At 72.6% G+C, this 14951-nt stretch carries 15 protein-coding genes; 5 read left to right on the top strand and 10 right to left on the bottom strand.

What is annotated here, in order from left to right:
* Positions 1–10 precede the first annotated feature (10 nt).
* From ACN268_RS09655 to ACN268_RS09640, 4 genes are all read left to right on the top strand, one after another.
* Positions 11–1195, top strand: a complete 1185-nt coding sequence (locus tag ACN268_RS09655; protein ID WP_421482806.1) for a substrate-binding domain-containing protein — start codon at positions 11–13, stop codon at positions 1193–1195.
* 20 nt (positions 1196–1215) lie between these two features.
* Complete coding sequence (locus ACN268_RS09650; RefSeq protein ID WP_421482805.1) at positions 1216–2070, top strand: sugar phosphate isomerase/epimerase family protein; 855 nt, start codon at positions 1216–1218, stop codon at positions 2068–2070.
* Between the two features lie 171 nt (positions 2071–2241).
* A complete protein-coding gene (locus ACN268_RS09645) occupies positions 2242–3321 on the top strand; it encodes a cellulose binding domain-containing protein (protein WP_421482804.1) in 1080 nt (359 codons plus the stop codon).
* A 224-nt stretch (positions 3322–3545) separates the two neighbouring features.
* Positions 3546–3983, top strand: a complete 438-nt coding sequence (locus tag ACN268_RS09640; protein ID WP_421482803.1) for a cold-shock protein — start codon at positions 3546–3548, stop codon at positions 3981–3983.
* Between the two features lie 44 nt (positions 3984–4027).
* On the opposite strand, the gene ACN268_RS09635 is transcribed toward ACN268_RS09640, so the two are convergent.
* Genes ACN268_RS09635 through ACN268_RS09610 form a run of 6 tightly spaced genes read right to left on the bottom strand, consistent with a single transcriptional unit; the run spans position 4028 to position 10023 of the window.
* Entirely contained in the window at positions 4028–5611 is a 1584-nt protein-coding gene (locus tag ACN268_RS09635; protein WP_421482802.1) for a hypothetical protein, read from the bottom strand.
* The gene (locus ACN268_RS09630) at positions 5608–5931 is read right to left on the bottom strand and encodes a YciI family protein (protein ID WP_421482801.1); all 324 of its coding nucleotides are present in this window, start codon (positions 5929–5931) and stop codon (positions 5608–5610) included. The genes ACN268_RS09635 and ACN268_RS09630 overlap by 4 nt, the downstream gene beginning before the upstream one ends.
* Positions 5928–7250 (bottom strand): hypothetical protein, encoded by a 1323-nt coding sequence (locus ACN268_RS09625; protein ID WP_421482800.1) that lies wholly within the window; start codon positions 7248–7250, stop codon positions 5928–5930. Before ACN268_RS09625 ends, ACN268_RS09630 begins: the two co-directional genes overlap by 4 nt.
* Positions 7251–7293: 43 nt before the next feature.
* On the bottom strand, positions 7294–8118 hold the full coding sequence (locus tag ACN268_RS09620; RefSeq protein ID WP_421482799.1) for an SDR family NAD(P)-dependent oxidoreductase: 825 nt from the start codon (positions 8116–8118) through the stop codon (positions 7294–7296).
* Entirely contained in the window at positions 8115–9095 is a 981-nt protein-coding gene (locus ACN268_RS09615) for an alpha-ketoacid dehydrogenase subunit beta (RefSeq protein ID WP_357929504.1), read from the bottom strand. Before ACN268_RS09615 ends, ACN268_RS09620 begins: the two co-directional genes overlap by 4 nt.
* Entirely contained in the window at positions 9088–10023 is a 936-nt protein-coding gene (locus ACN268_RS09610) for a thiamine pyrophosphate-dependent dehydrogenase E1 component subunit alpha (protein WP_421482798.1), read from the bottom strand. Before ACN268_RS09610 ends, ACN268_RS09615 begins: the two co-directional genes overlap by 8 nt.
* A 130-nt stretch (positions 10024–10153) precedes the next feature.
* On the opposite strand from ACN268_RS09610, the gene ACN268_RS09605 reads away from it, so the two are divergent.
* Positions 10154–11284 (top strand): mandelate racemase/muconate lactonizing enzyme family protein, encoded by a 1131-nt coding sequence (locus ACN268_RS09605; protein ID WP_421482797.1) that lies wholly within the window; start codon positions 10154–10156, stop codon positions 11282–11284.
* A 65-nt stretch (positions 11285–11349) separates the two neighbouring features.
* Here ACN268_RS09605 and ACN268_RS09600 read toward each other — a convergent pair whose 3' ends face one another.
* The 4 genes from ACN268_RS09600 to ACN268_RS09585 form a co-directional block, all read right to left on the bottom strand.
* Positions 11350–11700: an L-rhamnose mutarotase gene (locus ACN268_RS09600; RefSeq protein WP_421482796.1), complete on the bottom strand. Its 351-nt coding sequence runs from the start codon at positions 11698–11700 to the stop codon at positions 11350–11352.
* A 103-nt stretch (positions 11701–11803) separates the two neighbouring features.
* The gene (locus ACN268_RS09595; RefSeq protein ID WP_088644292.1) at positions 11804–12637 is read right to left on the bottom strand and encodes a carbohydrate ABC transporter permease; all 834 of its coding nucleotides are present in this window, start codon (positions 12635–12637) and stop codon (positions 11804–11806) included.
* Positions 12634–13590, bottom strand: coding sequence for a carbohydrate ABC transporter permease (locus ACN268_RS09590; protein WP_421482795.1), 957 nt, complete (start codon positions 13588–13590; stop codon positions 12634–12636). The genes ACN268_RS09595 and ACN268_RS09590 overlap by 4 nt, the downstream gene beginning before the upstream one ends.
* A 62-nt stretch (positions 13591–13652) precedes the next feature.
* Positions 13653–14948 (bottom strand): ABC transporter substrate-binding protein, encoded by a 1296-nt coding sequence (locus ACN268_RS09585; protein ID WP_421482794.1) that lies wholly within the window; start codon positions 14946–14948, stop codon positions 13653–13655.
* Positions 14949–14951: the final 3 nt, after the last annotated feature.

The following is a 14951-nucleotide window of genomic DNA, read 5'->3' as shown; positions in this document are numbered from 1 at the left end:
GGGAAACATAGTGCGACGTTGCCTGGCGGCGCTGGCCGCCGTCACCCTGCTGTCCCTGACCGCCTGCGCCACCGACGAACCGGGCGGGGGGCCGGCGGGCGGTTCCACCTCGGCCGCCGGGTCGGGCACCGGGGAGCAGTCGAAGTTCTTCGTGCAGGCCGACTACGACGCCGAGTTGGCCCTGCTCGGCGCGACTCCGACCGGCCCGGCGGACAAGCCGTGGGAGCAGATGCTCAACCCGACCATGGTGGACACCGCGAAGTTCAAGAAGGCCGGGCCGCACAAGCTGTGCTTCTCCAACGCGGCGTTGAACAACCCGTGGCGGCAGGTCGGGTTCAAGACCATGCAGGCCGAGGTGGCCGCGCAGGGCAGCCGGATCAGCGAGTTCGTGCACGTCGACGCCGAGGGCAAGGACCAGAAGCAGATCGCCGACATCAACGACCTGCTCGGCAAGGGCTGCGACGCGCTGATCGTCTCGCCGAACACCACCGCCACGCTCACCCCGGCGGTCGAGGCGGCCTGCAAGGCGGGGCTGCCGGTGGTCGTCTTCGACCGTGGGGTCAGCACGAAGTGCCCGGTGACGTTCGTCAACCCGATCGGCGGCTACGGCTTCGGCCACGTCGGGGCGGAGTTCGTCAGCCAGCGGATGAAGCCGGGCGGCAAGGTCCTCGCCCTGCGCATCCTGCCCGGCGTCGACGTGCTGGAGACCCGCTGGTCGGCGGCGAAGGTGGCGTTCGACAAGGCGAAGGTCGACGTGGTGGGGGTCGAGTTCACCGACGGCGACCCGGCCAAGACCAAGAAGATCGTCGACGACTACCTCCAGCGGTACGGCACCATCGACGGCGTGTGGATGGACGCGGGCGCGGTCGCCGTCGCGGCGGTCGAGGCGTTCCAGGACGCGGGCAAGCCGGTGCCGCCGATCAACGGCGAGGACCAGCTCGACTTCCTGAAGGTCTGGAAGGACAAGGGCCTCACCGCGATCGCGCCGACGTACCCGACGTACCAGTGGCGTACGCCGGTCATCGCCGCGCTGCGCATCCTCGACGGGCAGCAGGTGGCCAACCCGTGGAAGCTGCCCCAGCCGACCATCACCCAGGAGAACCTGGACCGGTACCTCGACCCGGGCATGCCGCCGCTGCACTACGCGATGTGCGGCTGCACCGACCTGCCCGGTTACCCGCAGCGCTGGAAGTAGGCCCGGTGTACGCCTTCGGCGTGAACCCCTGGGTGTGGGCGTCACCCGTCGACGACGAGGCCCTCGCCACGCTGGTGCCGCGGATCGCGTCGTTCGGCTTCGACGCGGTGGAGCTGCCGATCGAGCAGCCTGGCGACTGGGACCCGGCCCGGACCCGGGACCTGCTGGCCGCGCACGGTCTGGTCGCGGCGGCGGTCTGCGCGGTCACCCCGCCGGGGCGGGAGCTGGTCGACGCCGCCCCGGCGGTGGTGGAGTCGACGCTCGACTACCTGCGGGGGTGCGTGGCGAGCGCGGCGGCGGTCGGCGCACCCTGTGTGGGCGGCCCGGTGTACGCCTCGGTCGGGCGTACCTGGCGGATGTCACCGGCGGCGCGGGCGGCCTGCCACGCGGACTTCCGGCGGGCCCTGGCACCGGTGGCCGAGCAGGCTGGCGAGTGCGGCGTGAGCATCGGGGTGGAGGCGCTGAACCGGTACGAGACGAGCGTGGTCAACACCGTCGCGCAGACGATCGAGCTGATCGACGGGTTGCCGTCGAGCGTCGGCATCATGATCGACACGTATCACATGAACATCGAGGAGTCCGATCCGTACGCGGCGCTCGCCGCCGCCGGCCCGTACGTCAAGCACGTCCAGGTCAGCGGCACCCATCGGGGTGCCCCGGGCTCGGACCACTTCGACTGGCCGCGGTTCTTCGCGGTGCTGGGGGCCACCGGCTACCGGGGTGCGGTCTGCATCGAGTCGTTCACGGGGGAGAACGACACGATCGCCACGGCGGCGGCGATCTGGCGTCCGCTGGCCCCCTCGCAGGACCGGCTCGCCACCGACGGTCTGCGGCACCTGCGGGCGGTCACGGCGGGCGTCCCCGCCGGGGGATAGGGCCTTCGGGGCGGCCCGTCGGGACGTCCCGTCGGGGTGGCGGGACCATCGTCCGGCCACCCCGACGTCCTGCCGGCGGCAGGACTCTCTGCCTTGTCTTGACAAGGCGGAGAGAGCCGCAGGACAGTCGTCATACCTATTGATACTCAACGATTTATGGCGGGGTGTGGCATGCGGAAATCGCTGACGGCGGTGGTCGCCGTCGTTGTTGCCCTGGTCGCGACGATGGCGGCGGTCTCGCACGCCGGTACGGCGAGCGCCGCCGCCGGGTGTCGGGTGGACTACGTCGTCACCAGCCAGTGGACCGGTGGCTTCCAGGCCGACCTCGCGGTCACCAACCTGGGCGCGCCGGTCAACGGCTGGACGCTACGGTTCGCGTTCCCCGCCGTCGACCAGCAGATCGCGCAGAGCTGGAGCGCCACCTGGGCCCAGACCGGCCAGCAGGTCAGCGCGACCAACCTCGGCTGGAACGCGGCCCTCGGCACCAACGGCTCGACGACCATCGGTTTCGTCGGCTCCTGGTTCCTCAGCAACCCCAAGCCGGCGGCGTTCACCCTCAACGGGGTCGCCTGCACCGGTGGGGTCCTGCCCAGCATGACACCGACCGGGCCGACCACCTCGCCGCCGGTCGCCGACTACCCGGCGATCGTCACCTGGATCAGCCCGGCCGCCGGGGCGGTCCACACCGCGCCGGGCCCCATCGCGCTGGCGGCGACCGCGACGGTGGGAGGCGGCCACTACATCACCTCGGTGTCGTTCCGGGTGAACGGCGTCACGGTGGCCCAGGGGACGAGGTCCGGCGGTGACCGGTTCGACGCGTCGTGGACGCCGCCGGTCGGGGCCCCCGGCACCGGCACCACCTACGTGCTGAACGTCTCCGCCGGCACCGACCAGTCGCTGTCCGGCGGTGCCCCGCCCCGCCTGATCACGGTGGTCACGCCCCCGACCAGCGGCGTCAACCAGCCGCCGGCCGTGGCGCTGAGCACCCCCGGCGGGCAGACGTACTTCCTCGAACCGACCACCGTCACGCTGGTCGCCGACGTCACCGACGCCGACGCCGGGGACGTGGTCGACCGGGTGGAGCTGTACCTCGGCGGGACCCGGGTGGCCGCGACGCCGACCCGCAGTGGACAGCGCTTCCAGTTCCAGCTCGACCTGGCGGCGGCCACCACGTCCACCTTCACCGTCCGGGCGTACGACACCCACGGCGGTGTCGGCATCTCCAACCCGCTGACCTTCACCATCCGCTAGTCCGGCGCGGCGTCCGCGCCCGGGAGGCACCCGGCCAGCGATGTCCTAGGATGCTTTAGGGGTCGTGCCCCGCGTCACCGGCGCGGGGCACGACCATGACCACGCGACCACACGGGAGTAGGGGTTCCGGATCGGGCCCCGCCCACTACCATGGGTGCTGCGCCGGAAGCGGCGCGGCGACGTTTCTGTTCTGGTGGCTCTTGTTTCGTTGGGTGGTGGTCGCGGTGGCGGTCGGTACGATTCTCAGCTTCGACGACGTGAAGGGGTACGGCTTCATCAGCCCGGAGGGCGGTGGTGAGGACGTCTTCGTGCACGCGAACGACTTCGGCGACCAGCGTCCGTCGGTCGCGCCCGGCATGCGGGTGGAGTTCGAGTCGGTGGAGGGCAACCGCGGGGTCAAGGCGCTCTACGCGCGCCTGCTCAACCCCGGTGCCCCGGTCGCGTCCCGCGCGGCGGCGTCCGCCGCGCCGACCGTGACCCGGCTGCCGGTGACCGACCGGGGCGACGACGAGGAGTGCGACGTCCTGACCGCGTTCACCTTCCGGTCCAACATCACCGACCTGCTGGTCGAGCAGGTGCCGACGCTCACCGGCGCCCAGATCAGCCAGATCCGGCAGCACCTCACGCAGTTCGCCCGTTCCCACGGGTGGATCGAGGACTGACCCCGTCCGGTGCGGGCCCACCCTGCGGTGGACCCGCACCGGCGTCAGCCGGCGGCGTAGGCGTACCGCGAGGTCCGCTCGGCGAGCCAGAGCCACCGACGCCGTACCTCGCCGCTGGTGGCCGCGACCATGCCGAGCGCGTCGGCGGACACGGCGGCCAGCGCCGCACCGGTCGCCGCCGGATCGTCGAGCAGCGCCGCGCCGTCGCGGAACGCCTCCGCCTCGGCCCCGCCGCCGAACCGGGGCGCGACCTCGTCACGCCAGAAGTCCGCCCAGGTCAGCTCCGGGTTCCAGGAGAACCGGGCGTACGCCAGGTAGCTGATCTCGTTGGTCGGGTGGTACGCGGACGGCTCGGCGAAGATGGTCAACCCGCGCATCCCGGCCGCCCCGGACCGACCGGCCATGTCGGCGTACATCTCGGGGACCCAGGAGTGGCGCTGCCGGTTCCACTGTGAACCGGCGTGGGTGCGCAGCACGTTCGTGGTGTGCGGGAGCCGCTCGACGTGCTCGGCGGTCAACCGGTCCCGCTGGTCGTACCAGAAGGCGCGGTTCACGCAGTACTGGTAGGCGACGTCGTCGGGCAGGTCGGCCAGGGGCTTCTGGGCGTCGAGGTCGAAGATGTTGTCCCAGTACACCTCGACGAGGTGGCGCAGCGGCACGCCGGCCGGGCCGGGTCGCCGGGCCGTCGCCAGCAGCGTCGGGTACACCGACCGCATCGCCTCGTACGACCAGGAGGTGCGCTCGCCCCCGGTGCGGGCGGCGCACCGGGCGCAGGCGCAACTGCCGTAGTCGCCGGTCTCGAAGTTGATCCCGCCCACCGGCAGGGTGTCGAGCAGCCAGTCGATGGCGTCGCGGTGCCAGGCCAGGTTGTCCGGCTGGGACGGGCAGGCCGCCATCATGTACTCGCTGGCCGGGAAGTGCAGGTCGCCGAACTCGTCGATGTCGAAGCCGACCTTCTTCGGCAACTCGGCGGCGAGGTCGGGGCGTTGCCGCAGCCAGGTGGCCAGGTTGTAGCGGTGCCGGCCGTCGAAGTAGATCCCGCCGTAGGCGTTGATCCCCACCCCGGCGATGATCCGCACACCCCGGGCGTTGGCGTACCCGCACAGGTCACGGGCCGCGGCGACGCCGCCGTGGGCGTCGCGCAGCAGCCCGTACACGACGATGCCGCCGATGCGTTCCCGGGAGCAGAAGTCGACCAGGCGGCGGTAGTCGGCGCCGAACGCGTCGGCGGACTTCGCGTACGGGTTGAGCGCGCCGATCTCCTGCTGACCGAGCTGACGGGTGTCCCAGTTGGTGGAGTGGTCCCAGGTCCACAGGGTGCGCAGCGGCAGCCCGGGGGCGCTCACCCTGCTGCCCACCGGCAGCCCGGCCGGGGTGGCGGCGGCGACCAGGGCGCGGGCGGCGTACACCAGGCCGGCGAACGGGTCGCCGACCAGCCGGATCTCGCCCTGTTCCGGCACCTCGACGCGGTGGCCGCCCTCGGGCAGCGTCGGGTCGGCGACGAACCGGACCGGCACCGCGTCGGCACCGCCCTCACCCCACGCCGCGCGGAGCAGGTCGGCGGCGAACGGGGCGTGCTCGTCGCCGAGCACCCGTACCCCGGAAAGCTGGCGGAACGACGTCATCATGACCTCCCGATGGTCGGTGCGGTGGCGGCCAGGTAGTCGACCACGTCGATCGCGGTCCACACCCCGTGCCGCCAGTAGGGGTCCTGTTCGAGGTGGGCGCGGGCGGCGGGCGCGTCGGCGGCCCGCAGCACCAGCACCGAGGCGCGCAGGTCGGCGCGGGCCCCGACGACGAGGGCGGTGCCGTCGGCGAGCAGGTCACGCATGTGCGCCAGGTGCGCGGCCCGGTACGGCTCCCGCCGGAGCGCGGCGTCGGCGGCGAAGGTGGCGGTGACCAGGTAGGTCGGTGTGAAGCGCAACTCCCCGGTGACGGTGTGGCTCACGTGTCGGCTCCGATCGCGCCGAGCAGCCGCTGCATGGCGACCCGGTAGACGGTCTGCGGGCGGCCCGCGCCGGTGCTGACGTGCACCCCGACCTCCTCGGCGAAGCCGGCCGCGCGCAGCGCGTTGAGCAGCCGGCGGGCCGAGCGGGCCTCCACCCCGTACGCGTCGGCGAGGCCCCGGGCGGTGATCTGGTCGGGGTCCATCTGGTGCAGCGCCTCCAGCAGCCGCCGGGTGGACAGCGGGCCGATCCGGAGCTGTTCGGAGACGCGCAGCATGCCCGGCCCGGTTTCGCGCAGCCGGGGACGCACGGTGGTCTGCCGGCTGGAGTGGACCTCCCCGTCGGGGAAGACCACGTGGGTGTCGCCGCTGTGCCGGCCCAGCGCGAGAGCCTTGCGGGCGTTGTCCTCGGCAGCGGCGATGGTGGTGCCGGCACCGAAACCGACGGCGTGTTCGACGTCGACGCCGCGCAGGGTGAGCAGGGAGGCGTGCCCGTCGCGGTGCCGGGCCAGGGCGCTCTCCACGGTGCCCCGGGTGGTGGTGATCAGCATCGTCCGGTCGTCGACGGTGGCGAGCCGGCCGCGCATCCGTTCGGCGTGTTCCAGCAGTGCCTCGCGGACCCGTAGCCGCTGCCGTTCGGCCTGGTACGGGTCCTGGGCCCGCTGGGTGGGGGCACCCAGGTCGACCATCATGACCGCGATCTGGGTGGCCCGGGACTGGCGTACCTCGGCGGCGAGCCAGGCCCGGCGCAGCGCGTCGCGGACCGACGCCCGGGTGTGCTCGACACGCCACACCGGCACCCCGCTGTCGGCGAGGTCCCGGTGCACCGCGCCGAGGCAGGTCAGGCACGCCTCGACCGCGCCTGAGGCGTACCGTTCCCGGTGGTAGGCGGTGATCTCGTCGAGGCCGGAGAAGAGCAGCCCGGACGAGTCGGCGATGGGCAGGATCTCGGTGGGCGGCTCGACCTCGATGTCGTGGTACGTCTCCCGGACGGTCTCCGCCTCGATGGTGTCGACGCTGACCCGGGGCAGTCGTCCGCCGGTGGCCAGCAGGATCCGGGACAGCGTGCGGTAGAGGTCGATGCCGGCGTGCCGGACGTAGTCGATCTCGGCGCGCAGTTCCCCGGTGGCCGTGGCGAAGGCGTACGGGATGCGCCCGGTGAACAGCAGCACCTGACACATCTCGTCGAGTTCGCGGGCCAGGTCGGGGGCCTGCTCCGGCCGGGTGTACGCGCGGGTGGTGATCGACTCCGCGCGGCCCTCCCCGGCCGCGACCTCCCGGACGAGCCGGATCGAGTCCTCCGGGCCGATGATGCCGATCACAATGCCTCCACGTGGTGTGCCGCTGCCCTGGTGGGTGGGGTGCTCAGCCGGTACAGACCGTGCCGGTGAGGCCGGCGCTCGCCGACGACGCCAGCAGGACCAGCGCCGAGGCGACGTCCTCGGGGCGGCCCAGCGCGGCCTCGACGGCGGCGATCCGTCCGCCGTCGGCGCCGTTGGCCCGTGCCTCGGTGAGCGACCGCCGCATCAGTGGCGTGTCGATGTCGCCGGGGCAGAGCGTGTGCACCCTGATCCCCTGTGGACCGAGTTGGCGGGCCAGTGTGAGCGCCAGACCGTGCAACCCTCCCTTGCTCGCGCCGTAGGGTACCGAGCCGGAGCCGGTCTGCACGCCCGCCTTCGAGCCGACCAGCACGAGCACCCCGCCGTGGGGGAGCAGGTGCCGGGTGGCGTGCTTGGCGACCAGGAACGGCCCGGTGAGGTTGACGGCGATGACCTGGGCCCAGAGCGCGACCGGTACGTCCCGGACGTCGAGGCCCTGCCCGCGCATCACCCCGGCGACGTGCAGCACGGCGTCGATCCCGCCGAGGTCGGCGGCGGCGGCGTCGAGCGCCGCGGCGACCTCGGTCTCGACGGTGACGTCCACCCGGTGCGCGTAGGCCCGGCCGCCGGTGGCGCGGGCCTGCCCGGCGGCGGTGTCCGCACCGGCGGCGTCGGCGTCGAGCACGGCGACCGCCGCGCCGGCCGCGGCGGCGGCGGTGACGGTGGCCCGGCCGATGCCGGACGCGCCGCCGACGACCACCACCCGCCGGCCGGCGAGCAGGCCGGCGGGTGCGGCACCGGTGCTCTGCGCGCCGGCCGGCGGGTGTCCGCCGGGTCTGCCGGTGGCGGCGGTTGGGACCGTGTCGTTCACGCCCGGACCGTCCGGCGGACGGCGTCGGCGACGGTCGCCGCCTCGGGCACCACGACCGCCTGGAGGGCGGGTGCGGCGGGCATCGGCACGTCCGGGGCGGCGACCCGGGCGATCGGGGCGCGCAGGTCGGTGAAGCACTCGGTGGCGGCGCGGGCGGCGATCTCCGCGCCGAAGCCGCCGGTCAGGTTCGCCTCGTGGGCGACGACCAGCCGGCCGGTGCGGGCCACCGACGTGGCGACGGTGTCGAAGTCGAGCGGGTTGAGCCAGCGCAGGTCGACCACCTCGACGTCGATGCCCTCCTCGGCGAGGGTGCCGGCGGCGTCGAGGGCGGCGGAGACCATCCGGGACCAGGCCACGACGGTGACGTCGGTGCCGGGGCGGACCACCCGGGCCCCGCCGACGGGCTCGACCGGGGCGTCGGTGCGGACCTGACCCCGGGTCGGATAGAGCATCCGGGCCTCGGCGACCACCACCGGGTCGTCGCTGACCACGGCGGTGCGCAGCATCTGGTACGCGTCGTCGGGGGTGGCCGGCAGGGCGACCCGCAGGCCGGGGGTGTGGGCGAAGTACGCCTCCGGGGAGTGCGAGTGCTGGGCGCACGCGCCGGGGGAGTAGCCCTGCTGCATCCGGATCACCAGCGGGGCCTTCCACCGGCCGGCGCTGGAGTAGTGGATGGTGGCGATCTGGTTGACGATCTGGTCCATCGCGACGAACGAGAAGTCGGCGTACATGATCTCGGCGATGGGGCGCAGTCCGGTCATGGCCGCGCCGAGGGCCATGCCGAGGAAGCCGGTCTCGGAGATCGGGGTGTCGAAGATCCGTTCCGAGCCGAACCGCTTGTGCAGCCCCTTGGTCGCGCCGAACGGCCCGCCGGGCAGTGCGACGTCCTCGCCGAAGTAGATGGTGTCGGTCCGGCTGTCCAGGGCCCAGGTGAGGGCGGCGTTGACGGCCTGGATGTAGCGCAGCGACTCAGACATAGACGTGCTCCTCGGCGGTCGCCGGGTCCGGGTGGGGGACGGCGCGGGCGGCGGTGACGGCGGCTTCGATCTCGGCGGCCACCTCGGCGTCGACGGCGTCGAGCCGGGCGGTCAGGTCGGCGTCGGCGGCCTGGCGGATGCGGGCCAGGGGTTCGCGTTGCCGGGCGGCGGCGATCTCGCCGGCCGGGCGGTAGTGCTGCGCGTCGCCGCTGTAGTGGCCGACGAGGCGTTCGGTCATCGCCTCCACGATGGACGGGCCGGAGCCCTCCCGGGCCCGGTCGACGGCCTCGGTGACCGCCTCGGCGACGGCGTCGGGGTCGTTGCCGTCGACCACCCGGGCGGGCAGGCCGTAGCCGGGGGCCCGTTCGGCGAGCTGCCGGACGCGCACCATGTCGGAGATCCGGGACATCTCGGAGTAGACGTTGTTCTCCACCACCAGCACCAGTGGCAGGTCGAGCACGGCGGCGAGGTTGAGCGCCTCGTGCACGTTGCCCTGGTTCATCGCGCCGTCACCGATGCTGACCACGCTGACCGCTCCGCTGCCGGTGCGCTGGGCGGTGAGCGCCGCGCCGGTGGCGATCGGCACCCCGGCGCCGACGATGGAGTTCTCGCCGACGAACCAGCGTCCCGGGTCGGACAGGTACGGCGAGGCCGCCCGTCCGCCGCACAGCGCGGAGTCGCGTCCCATCATCTCGGCGAACAGGCCGGCGAGGTCGACGCCGCGGGCGATCGCCCAGCCGTGGCCGCGGTAGGTGGCGGTGACGTGGTCGCCGTCGCGCAGCGCCCGGCACGCGCCGACCGGGATGGCCTCCTGGCCGTTGCACAGGTGGATCGAGCCCGGGATCTCGCCGGCGTCCTTGAGGGCGGTCAGCCGCTCCTCGAACCGGCGGATCCGGGCCATCAGCCGATAGTCGTCGAGCTGCCCCATCACACCCCCAGAGATAATTGAGCCCTATTCCGACTCGTTGGTTGAGGAGCCTAGACCAGCAGTCCAGGGCTATGGAAGAGTGCACAAGCAAGTTTGTGGCCGTTATTGGTCTCTAATTGGGGGAGTCGGCATGGAGATCGTCGAGGTGGAGTCGGCGGTACGCGGGGACGCGCACTTCGTCCAGGTACGCACGTCCGACGGACGGACCGGGGTGGGCCAGTCCGCGTGCTGGGGATACCCCGACGCGGTGCACGCCGTGGTCCAGACGTTCCGGCCGTACCTGCTCGGGGCCGACCCGGACCGGATCGAGCACCACTGGCACCACCTCTACCGGATGGGCCCGTTCCGGGGCTCGGTGCTCACCGCCGCCGTCTCCGCCGTCGACCTGGCGCTGTGGGACCTGCTGGGCAAGCGGCTCGGGGTGCCGGTGTGGCAGCTGCTCGGCGGCCGGGTCCGCGACCGCATCCGGCTGCACCTGCTGCTGCCCGGCACCGGCGCGCAGGCGCTCGCCGAACAGGCCGCCGCCGCGGTCGCCGACGGCTTCACCGCCGTGAAGTTCGACCCGCTGCCGGCCGCCTACGGCGACCTGTCCCAGGCCCGGCTGGTGGCCGAGACCGAGGCCACCACCGCCGCCGTCCGCGACACCGTCGGCCCGGACGTCGACCTGCTCATCGAGCTGCACCGCAAGCTCACCCCGTTGCAGGCGCAGGCGGTGGTGCCGGCGCTGGCCCGGCACCTGCCCCTGCTGGTCGAGGACCCGATCCAGATCGACAGCGTGAGCAGCCAGGCCGAGGTGGGCCGGCGGGCGCCGCAGGTGCCGATGGCCAACGGGGAACGGCTGCACACCATCTGGGAGTTCAAGGAACTGCTGGCCCAGGGCGGCGCGCAGTACGTCCGGCCCGACGTCGGCCTGGCCGGTGGGCTCAGCCACGCCCGTAAGATCGCCGCGCTGGCCGAGGCGCACCACGCGGCCGTGGTCACCCACAACTGCCTGGGTCCGCTGCTCACCATGGCCTCGGTGCAGCTCGACACGGTCATCCCGAACTTCGTCACCCAGGAGTACTCGCCACTGGACGACCAGCTCGCCGACGGTCCGGCGCGGGCCTGCGTCCGCCGCGAGGGCGGGTTCCTGCCGGTGCCGCAGGAGCCCGGCCTGGGCGTGACCCTCGACCTGACCGGGACCGGGCCGCTGGACCTGACCGGCCGGCCGCTGACCCGCATCCCGCTGCGCGCCGACGGTTCGGTGGCGTACGCGGTCTGACGGCGGGCACCGCGACGGCCCGGCGGGGACCTCCCCACCGGGCCGTCGCGGCAGGGTCGCGCCGCTCACGGCGGCGGCTGCCCCGGATGGTGGAACACCGGGTACGCCCACAGCGGCTCGCCGTCGGCGTCGGCGATCTCGGCGAACAGCTCCGACAGCGACGCCGTCCAGCGGGCCTGCACCGGCGAGGCGGCGGTCACCGCGCGGGCGTGCGCGAACCCCCGGCGGGTACGCAGCACGCAGATCAGCAGCAGGTCGTGCCGGTAGATGTGGTAGTCGTAGACGCCCGCCTCGTCGAGCAGCGCGGACAGCTCCGGCCACACCCGGGCGTGCCGCCGCTCGTACTCGGCCTGCGCGCCGGGGCGCAGCCGGTACAGGTGGCACACCTGCTCACCCGGCCCGGCCGCCCCGCTCACCGTCGCCCCCGCCGCAGCGGACCGGCCGGCGTCACCCGATTGCGCCCGGTGGGCGTCACCCGGCTGTGGCCGGCCGGCGTCACCCGGCTGCGCCCGGTGGGCGTCACTTGCCGGAGCCGGCGAGTGCGCCGGAGACGAGTTGCCGTTGGAAGACCAGGTAGACGATCAGCACCGGCAGCAGCGCCACGATCAGCCCGGCGCTGACCAGCGGCACCGACACGTCGTACTGGCCGCTGAGCAGGGAGACGCCGACCATCAGCGTCTTGCTGTCCGAGCCGCCCATGATGACCAGCGGCAGCAGCAGGTCGTTCCACATCCAGACGAAGTTGAAGATGGCCAGCGCCGCGATGGCCGGGGTGGCGATCGGGGCGAGCAGCCGGAACAGGATGGTCAGGTGTCCCGCGCCGTCGACCCGGGCCGCCTCGATCAGCTCGTCGGGCACCTGCTGGAAGTAGCCGGCGAGCTGGTAGGTGCCCAGCGGCAGCCCGAACGCCGCGTACGCCAGGATCAGGCCCTGGTACTGGCCGGACATGCCCAGGTCGAGCACCGTCTGGTACAGCGGGTAGATGATCGCCTGGCTGGGGATGGTCAGCGTCACGATGATCAGCAGGAAGACCACCTTCCCGCCCCGGAACCGCAGCTTGGTCACCGCGTACGCGACCAGCAGGGCGGCGAGCACCGACAGCACCAACCCGCCGAGCGTGGTGACCAGCGAGTTGAGCAGCAGCCGGGGCATGTCCATCCGGCGGAACGCCTCCAGGTAGTTCTCGAAGGTGATCCCGGCCGGCAGGCCCAGCGGGTCGTCGGCGAAACCGGACTGGGTCTTCACCGAGCTGACCACGGTGAACAGCAGCGGGTAGATCGCCGCGACGGCGACGACGACCAGCGCGAACGTCAACAGGTAGCGCCCGATCCGGGCGAAGTGGCGCGGGTTCATCGCGGCTTCCGGGTCCCCTCGGTGAACATGTGCCGGACGCTGAAGATGGACAGCACGGCGACGAAGACGAACAGGGCGATGCCGATGGCCGAGCCGTAGCCACGGTCCAGGAACTGGAAGGTGGTGAGGAAGACCAGGTACTCGGGGAGCATGGTGGCGTCCCCCGGGCCGCCCTGGGTCAGCGCGTAGATCAGCGGGAACAGCCAGATCAGCACGCCGGAGGCGCACAGCACGCTCCAGTACGCCACGGTCGGGCGCAGCATCGGCACGACCACCGACCACAGCCGCCGGAAGAACCCCGCCCCGTCCAGGTAGGCCGCCTCCAGGGTCTCCTCCGGGATGGTCGCCAGGCCGGCGAGGTAGGTCATCACGCCGAGCCCGAAGAAGCTCCACAGGGCGACCGCCACCAGCGAGAACAGTGCGCTGTAGCGGCCGTTGAGCCACTCGATCGCCAGCGGTTCCAGGCCGACGAAGCGCAGCAGGGCGTTCAGCGGCCCGTCGGGGGCGAGGATCTGCCGGAACATGATGCCGACCACGATCGGCGCGATGGTGTACGGCACGAAGTACACCGCCCGGAAGAACTTCCACCCGGGCGAGCGCTGGTGGATCAGCAGCGCCAGGATCAGCGGGAGCACGATCCACACCGGCAGGGTGGCCACCACCAGCAGCGCGTTGCGGAAGCTGGTGAGCACCATCGGGTCGTCGAACATCCGGGTGTAGTTGTCCGCCCCGGCGAACTCGCTGCCACCGAAGCCGCTGGACGACTCGAAGCTGGTGACCACCCCCCGGACCAGCGGCACCAGCTTGAACAGGACGGCCAGCACCACGGCCGGGAGCACCAGCGCGGCACCCAGCCACCACTCCCGGGCGTGCCCGGGACGTCGGCGGCGGGTCGGCGCGGGTGGGGCGTCGGTGGCCACCGGGTCCGACACCGGCGCGGTGGAGATCGTCATCAGGGTTCCTCTCCCCGGGTCGGGCGGGCGGGGCGACACGGTGCCGCCCCGCCCGCCGGTGGTTACTTGCCCTGCTTCTTCGTGGGGCTGCGCTCCAGCGCCTGCTGCATCTGGTCGGCCCACTTGTCCACGGTGAGCTGGCCGAGGGTGACCTGCTGCCAGCCCCGGGCCAGGGCGTCGGCCTCCGGGCCGGAGAGCATCACGCCGGCGTGCAGGGTCGGCTGGGCGACCAGTTCCTGGATCTTGAGGAAGGCCGGCGACGACGGCAGCAGCGCCTTGTCGACGGTCCTGTTCAGCGGCTGGCCCTTGCCGTACTTCACCCAGAGCTCGCCGTTCTCCTTACCGGCGAGCCAGCTGATGAACTCCAGCCCGGCCTGCTTCTTCTCGCTCCACTGGGTGACCCCGTAGACCGCGCCCTCGATGCCGGAGAACTTGCCGGCCAGCGGCGCGGCCGGGTCGATCGCCGGCCACCGGGTCACGCCGAGCTTGTCGTCGCCCAGGGCCTTGCCGAACGCCTCCCAGTTCACCGCGTCGGAGATGATGGTGCCGGCGAACGCGGCGTCGCCGCGCTGGAAGATGTCCGCGCCGTCGGGCAGCATGGTGATCGACGGGGCGTTCTTGTTGGCCCAGCCCTTGGTGGTGATCTCGGCCAGCTTGCCGAGCACCGACACCAGCTTCGGGTCCTTCCAGGACAGCTTCCCGGCGAGCAGCGCCCGGATGTCGTCCTCGGTGAGGTAGTTGCGGGCGATCTCCGGGAAGTCCCAGTACGCCGGGAAGGTGCCGGACAGGCCCAGCGCCAGGCAGGTCTTGCCGGCCTTCTTCACCGCCTCGCAGGCGGCCCCGAACTCGTCCCAGGTGGCCGGGGGCTGCTCCGGGTTCAACCCGGCGGCGGTCAGGACGGCCTTGTTGTAGTACAGGACGTTGCCCTGGTAGGAGAACGGCACCCCGTAGCAGGTCTTGCCGGTGTCGAAGCCCTCGCAGGCCCCGCTGTAGGTGACCAGGTCCTTGGTGATCTCGGCGGCCTTGTCACCCAACGGCACGTACGCGCCGCGCCTGTCGAACAGCTCCAGCCCGGCGTTGTTGGCCATCACGTCCGGCCCCGACTGCGAGGTGATGTACGGGCCCTGCACCTCGGGGTACTTGTCGAACGGGACGGACTGCATCTCCAGCTTGATGTCCGGGTGGCTGCCCTCGAAGCTGGTCTTGACCTGCTTCCAGTACTCGGCGCCACCCGGCTCCCAGGTCAGCACCTTGAGGGTGACCGGGCCGTCGGCGGCGTCGTCGCCACCGCATCCGGTCAGCAGGGCGGCGGCGGCCATGCCGGCGGCGAGGACGCCGGCCAATCTCCGTCGAAACATCGG

This window comes from Micromonospora sp. WMMD735 (assembly GCF_049178995.1).
GTDB lineage: Bacteria > Actinomycetota > Actinomycetes > Mycobacteriales > Micromonosporaceae > Micromonospora > Micromonospora wenchangensis.
The sequence above is the reverse complement of the archived record's forward strand: the minus strand, read 5'-3'. Positions and strand labels throughout refer to the sequence as shown.

What these genes read in the sequence shown, in the direction of transcription:
- ACN268_RS09645 (WP_421482804.1), top strand. Translation starts at nt 2,242, where the DNA reads ATGCGGAAATCGCTGACGGCGGTGGTCGCCGTCGTTGTTGCCCTGGTC.
- ACN268_RS09635 (WP_421482802.1), bottom strand. Translation starts at nt 5,611, where the DNA reads ATGATGACGTCGTTCCGCCAGCTTTCCGGGGTACGGGTGCTCGGCGAC.
- ACN268_RS09615 (WP_357929504.1), bottom strand. Translation starts at nt 9,095, where the DNA reads ATGTCTGAGTCGCTGCGCTACATCCAGGCCGTCAACGCCGCCCTCACC.
- ACN268_RS09610 (WP_421482798.1), bottom strand. Translation starts at nt 10,023, where the DNA reads ATGGGGCAGCTCGACGACTATCGGCTGATGGCCCGGATCCGCCGGTTC.
- ACN268_RS09605 (WP_421482797.1), top strand. Translation starts at nt 10,154, where the DNA reads ATGGAGATCGTCGAGGTGGAGTCGGCGGTACGCGGGGACGCGCACTTC.
- ACN268_RS09595 (WP_088644292.1), bottom strand. Translation starts at nt 12,637, where the DNA reads ATGAACCCGCGCCACTTCGCCCGGATCGGGCGCTACCTGTTGACGTTC.
- ACN268_RS09590 (WP_421482795.1), bottom strand. Translation starts at nt 13,590, where the DNA reads ATGACGATCTCCACCGCGCCGGTGTCGGACCCGGTGGCCACCGACGCC.
- ACN268_RS09585 (WP_421482794.1), bottom strand. Translation starts at nt 14,948, where the DNA reads ATGTTTCGACGGAGATTGGCCGGCGTCCTCGCCGCCGGCATGGCCGCC.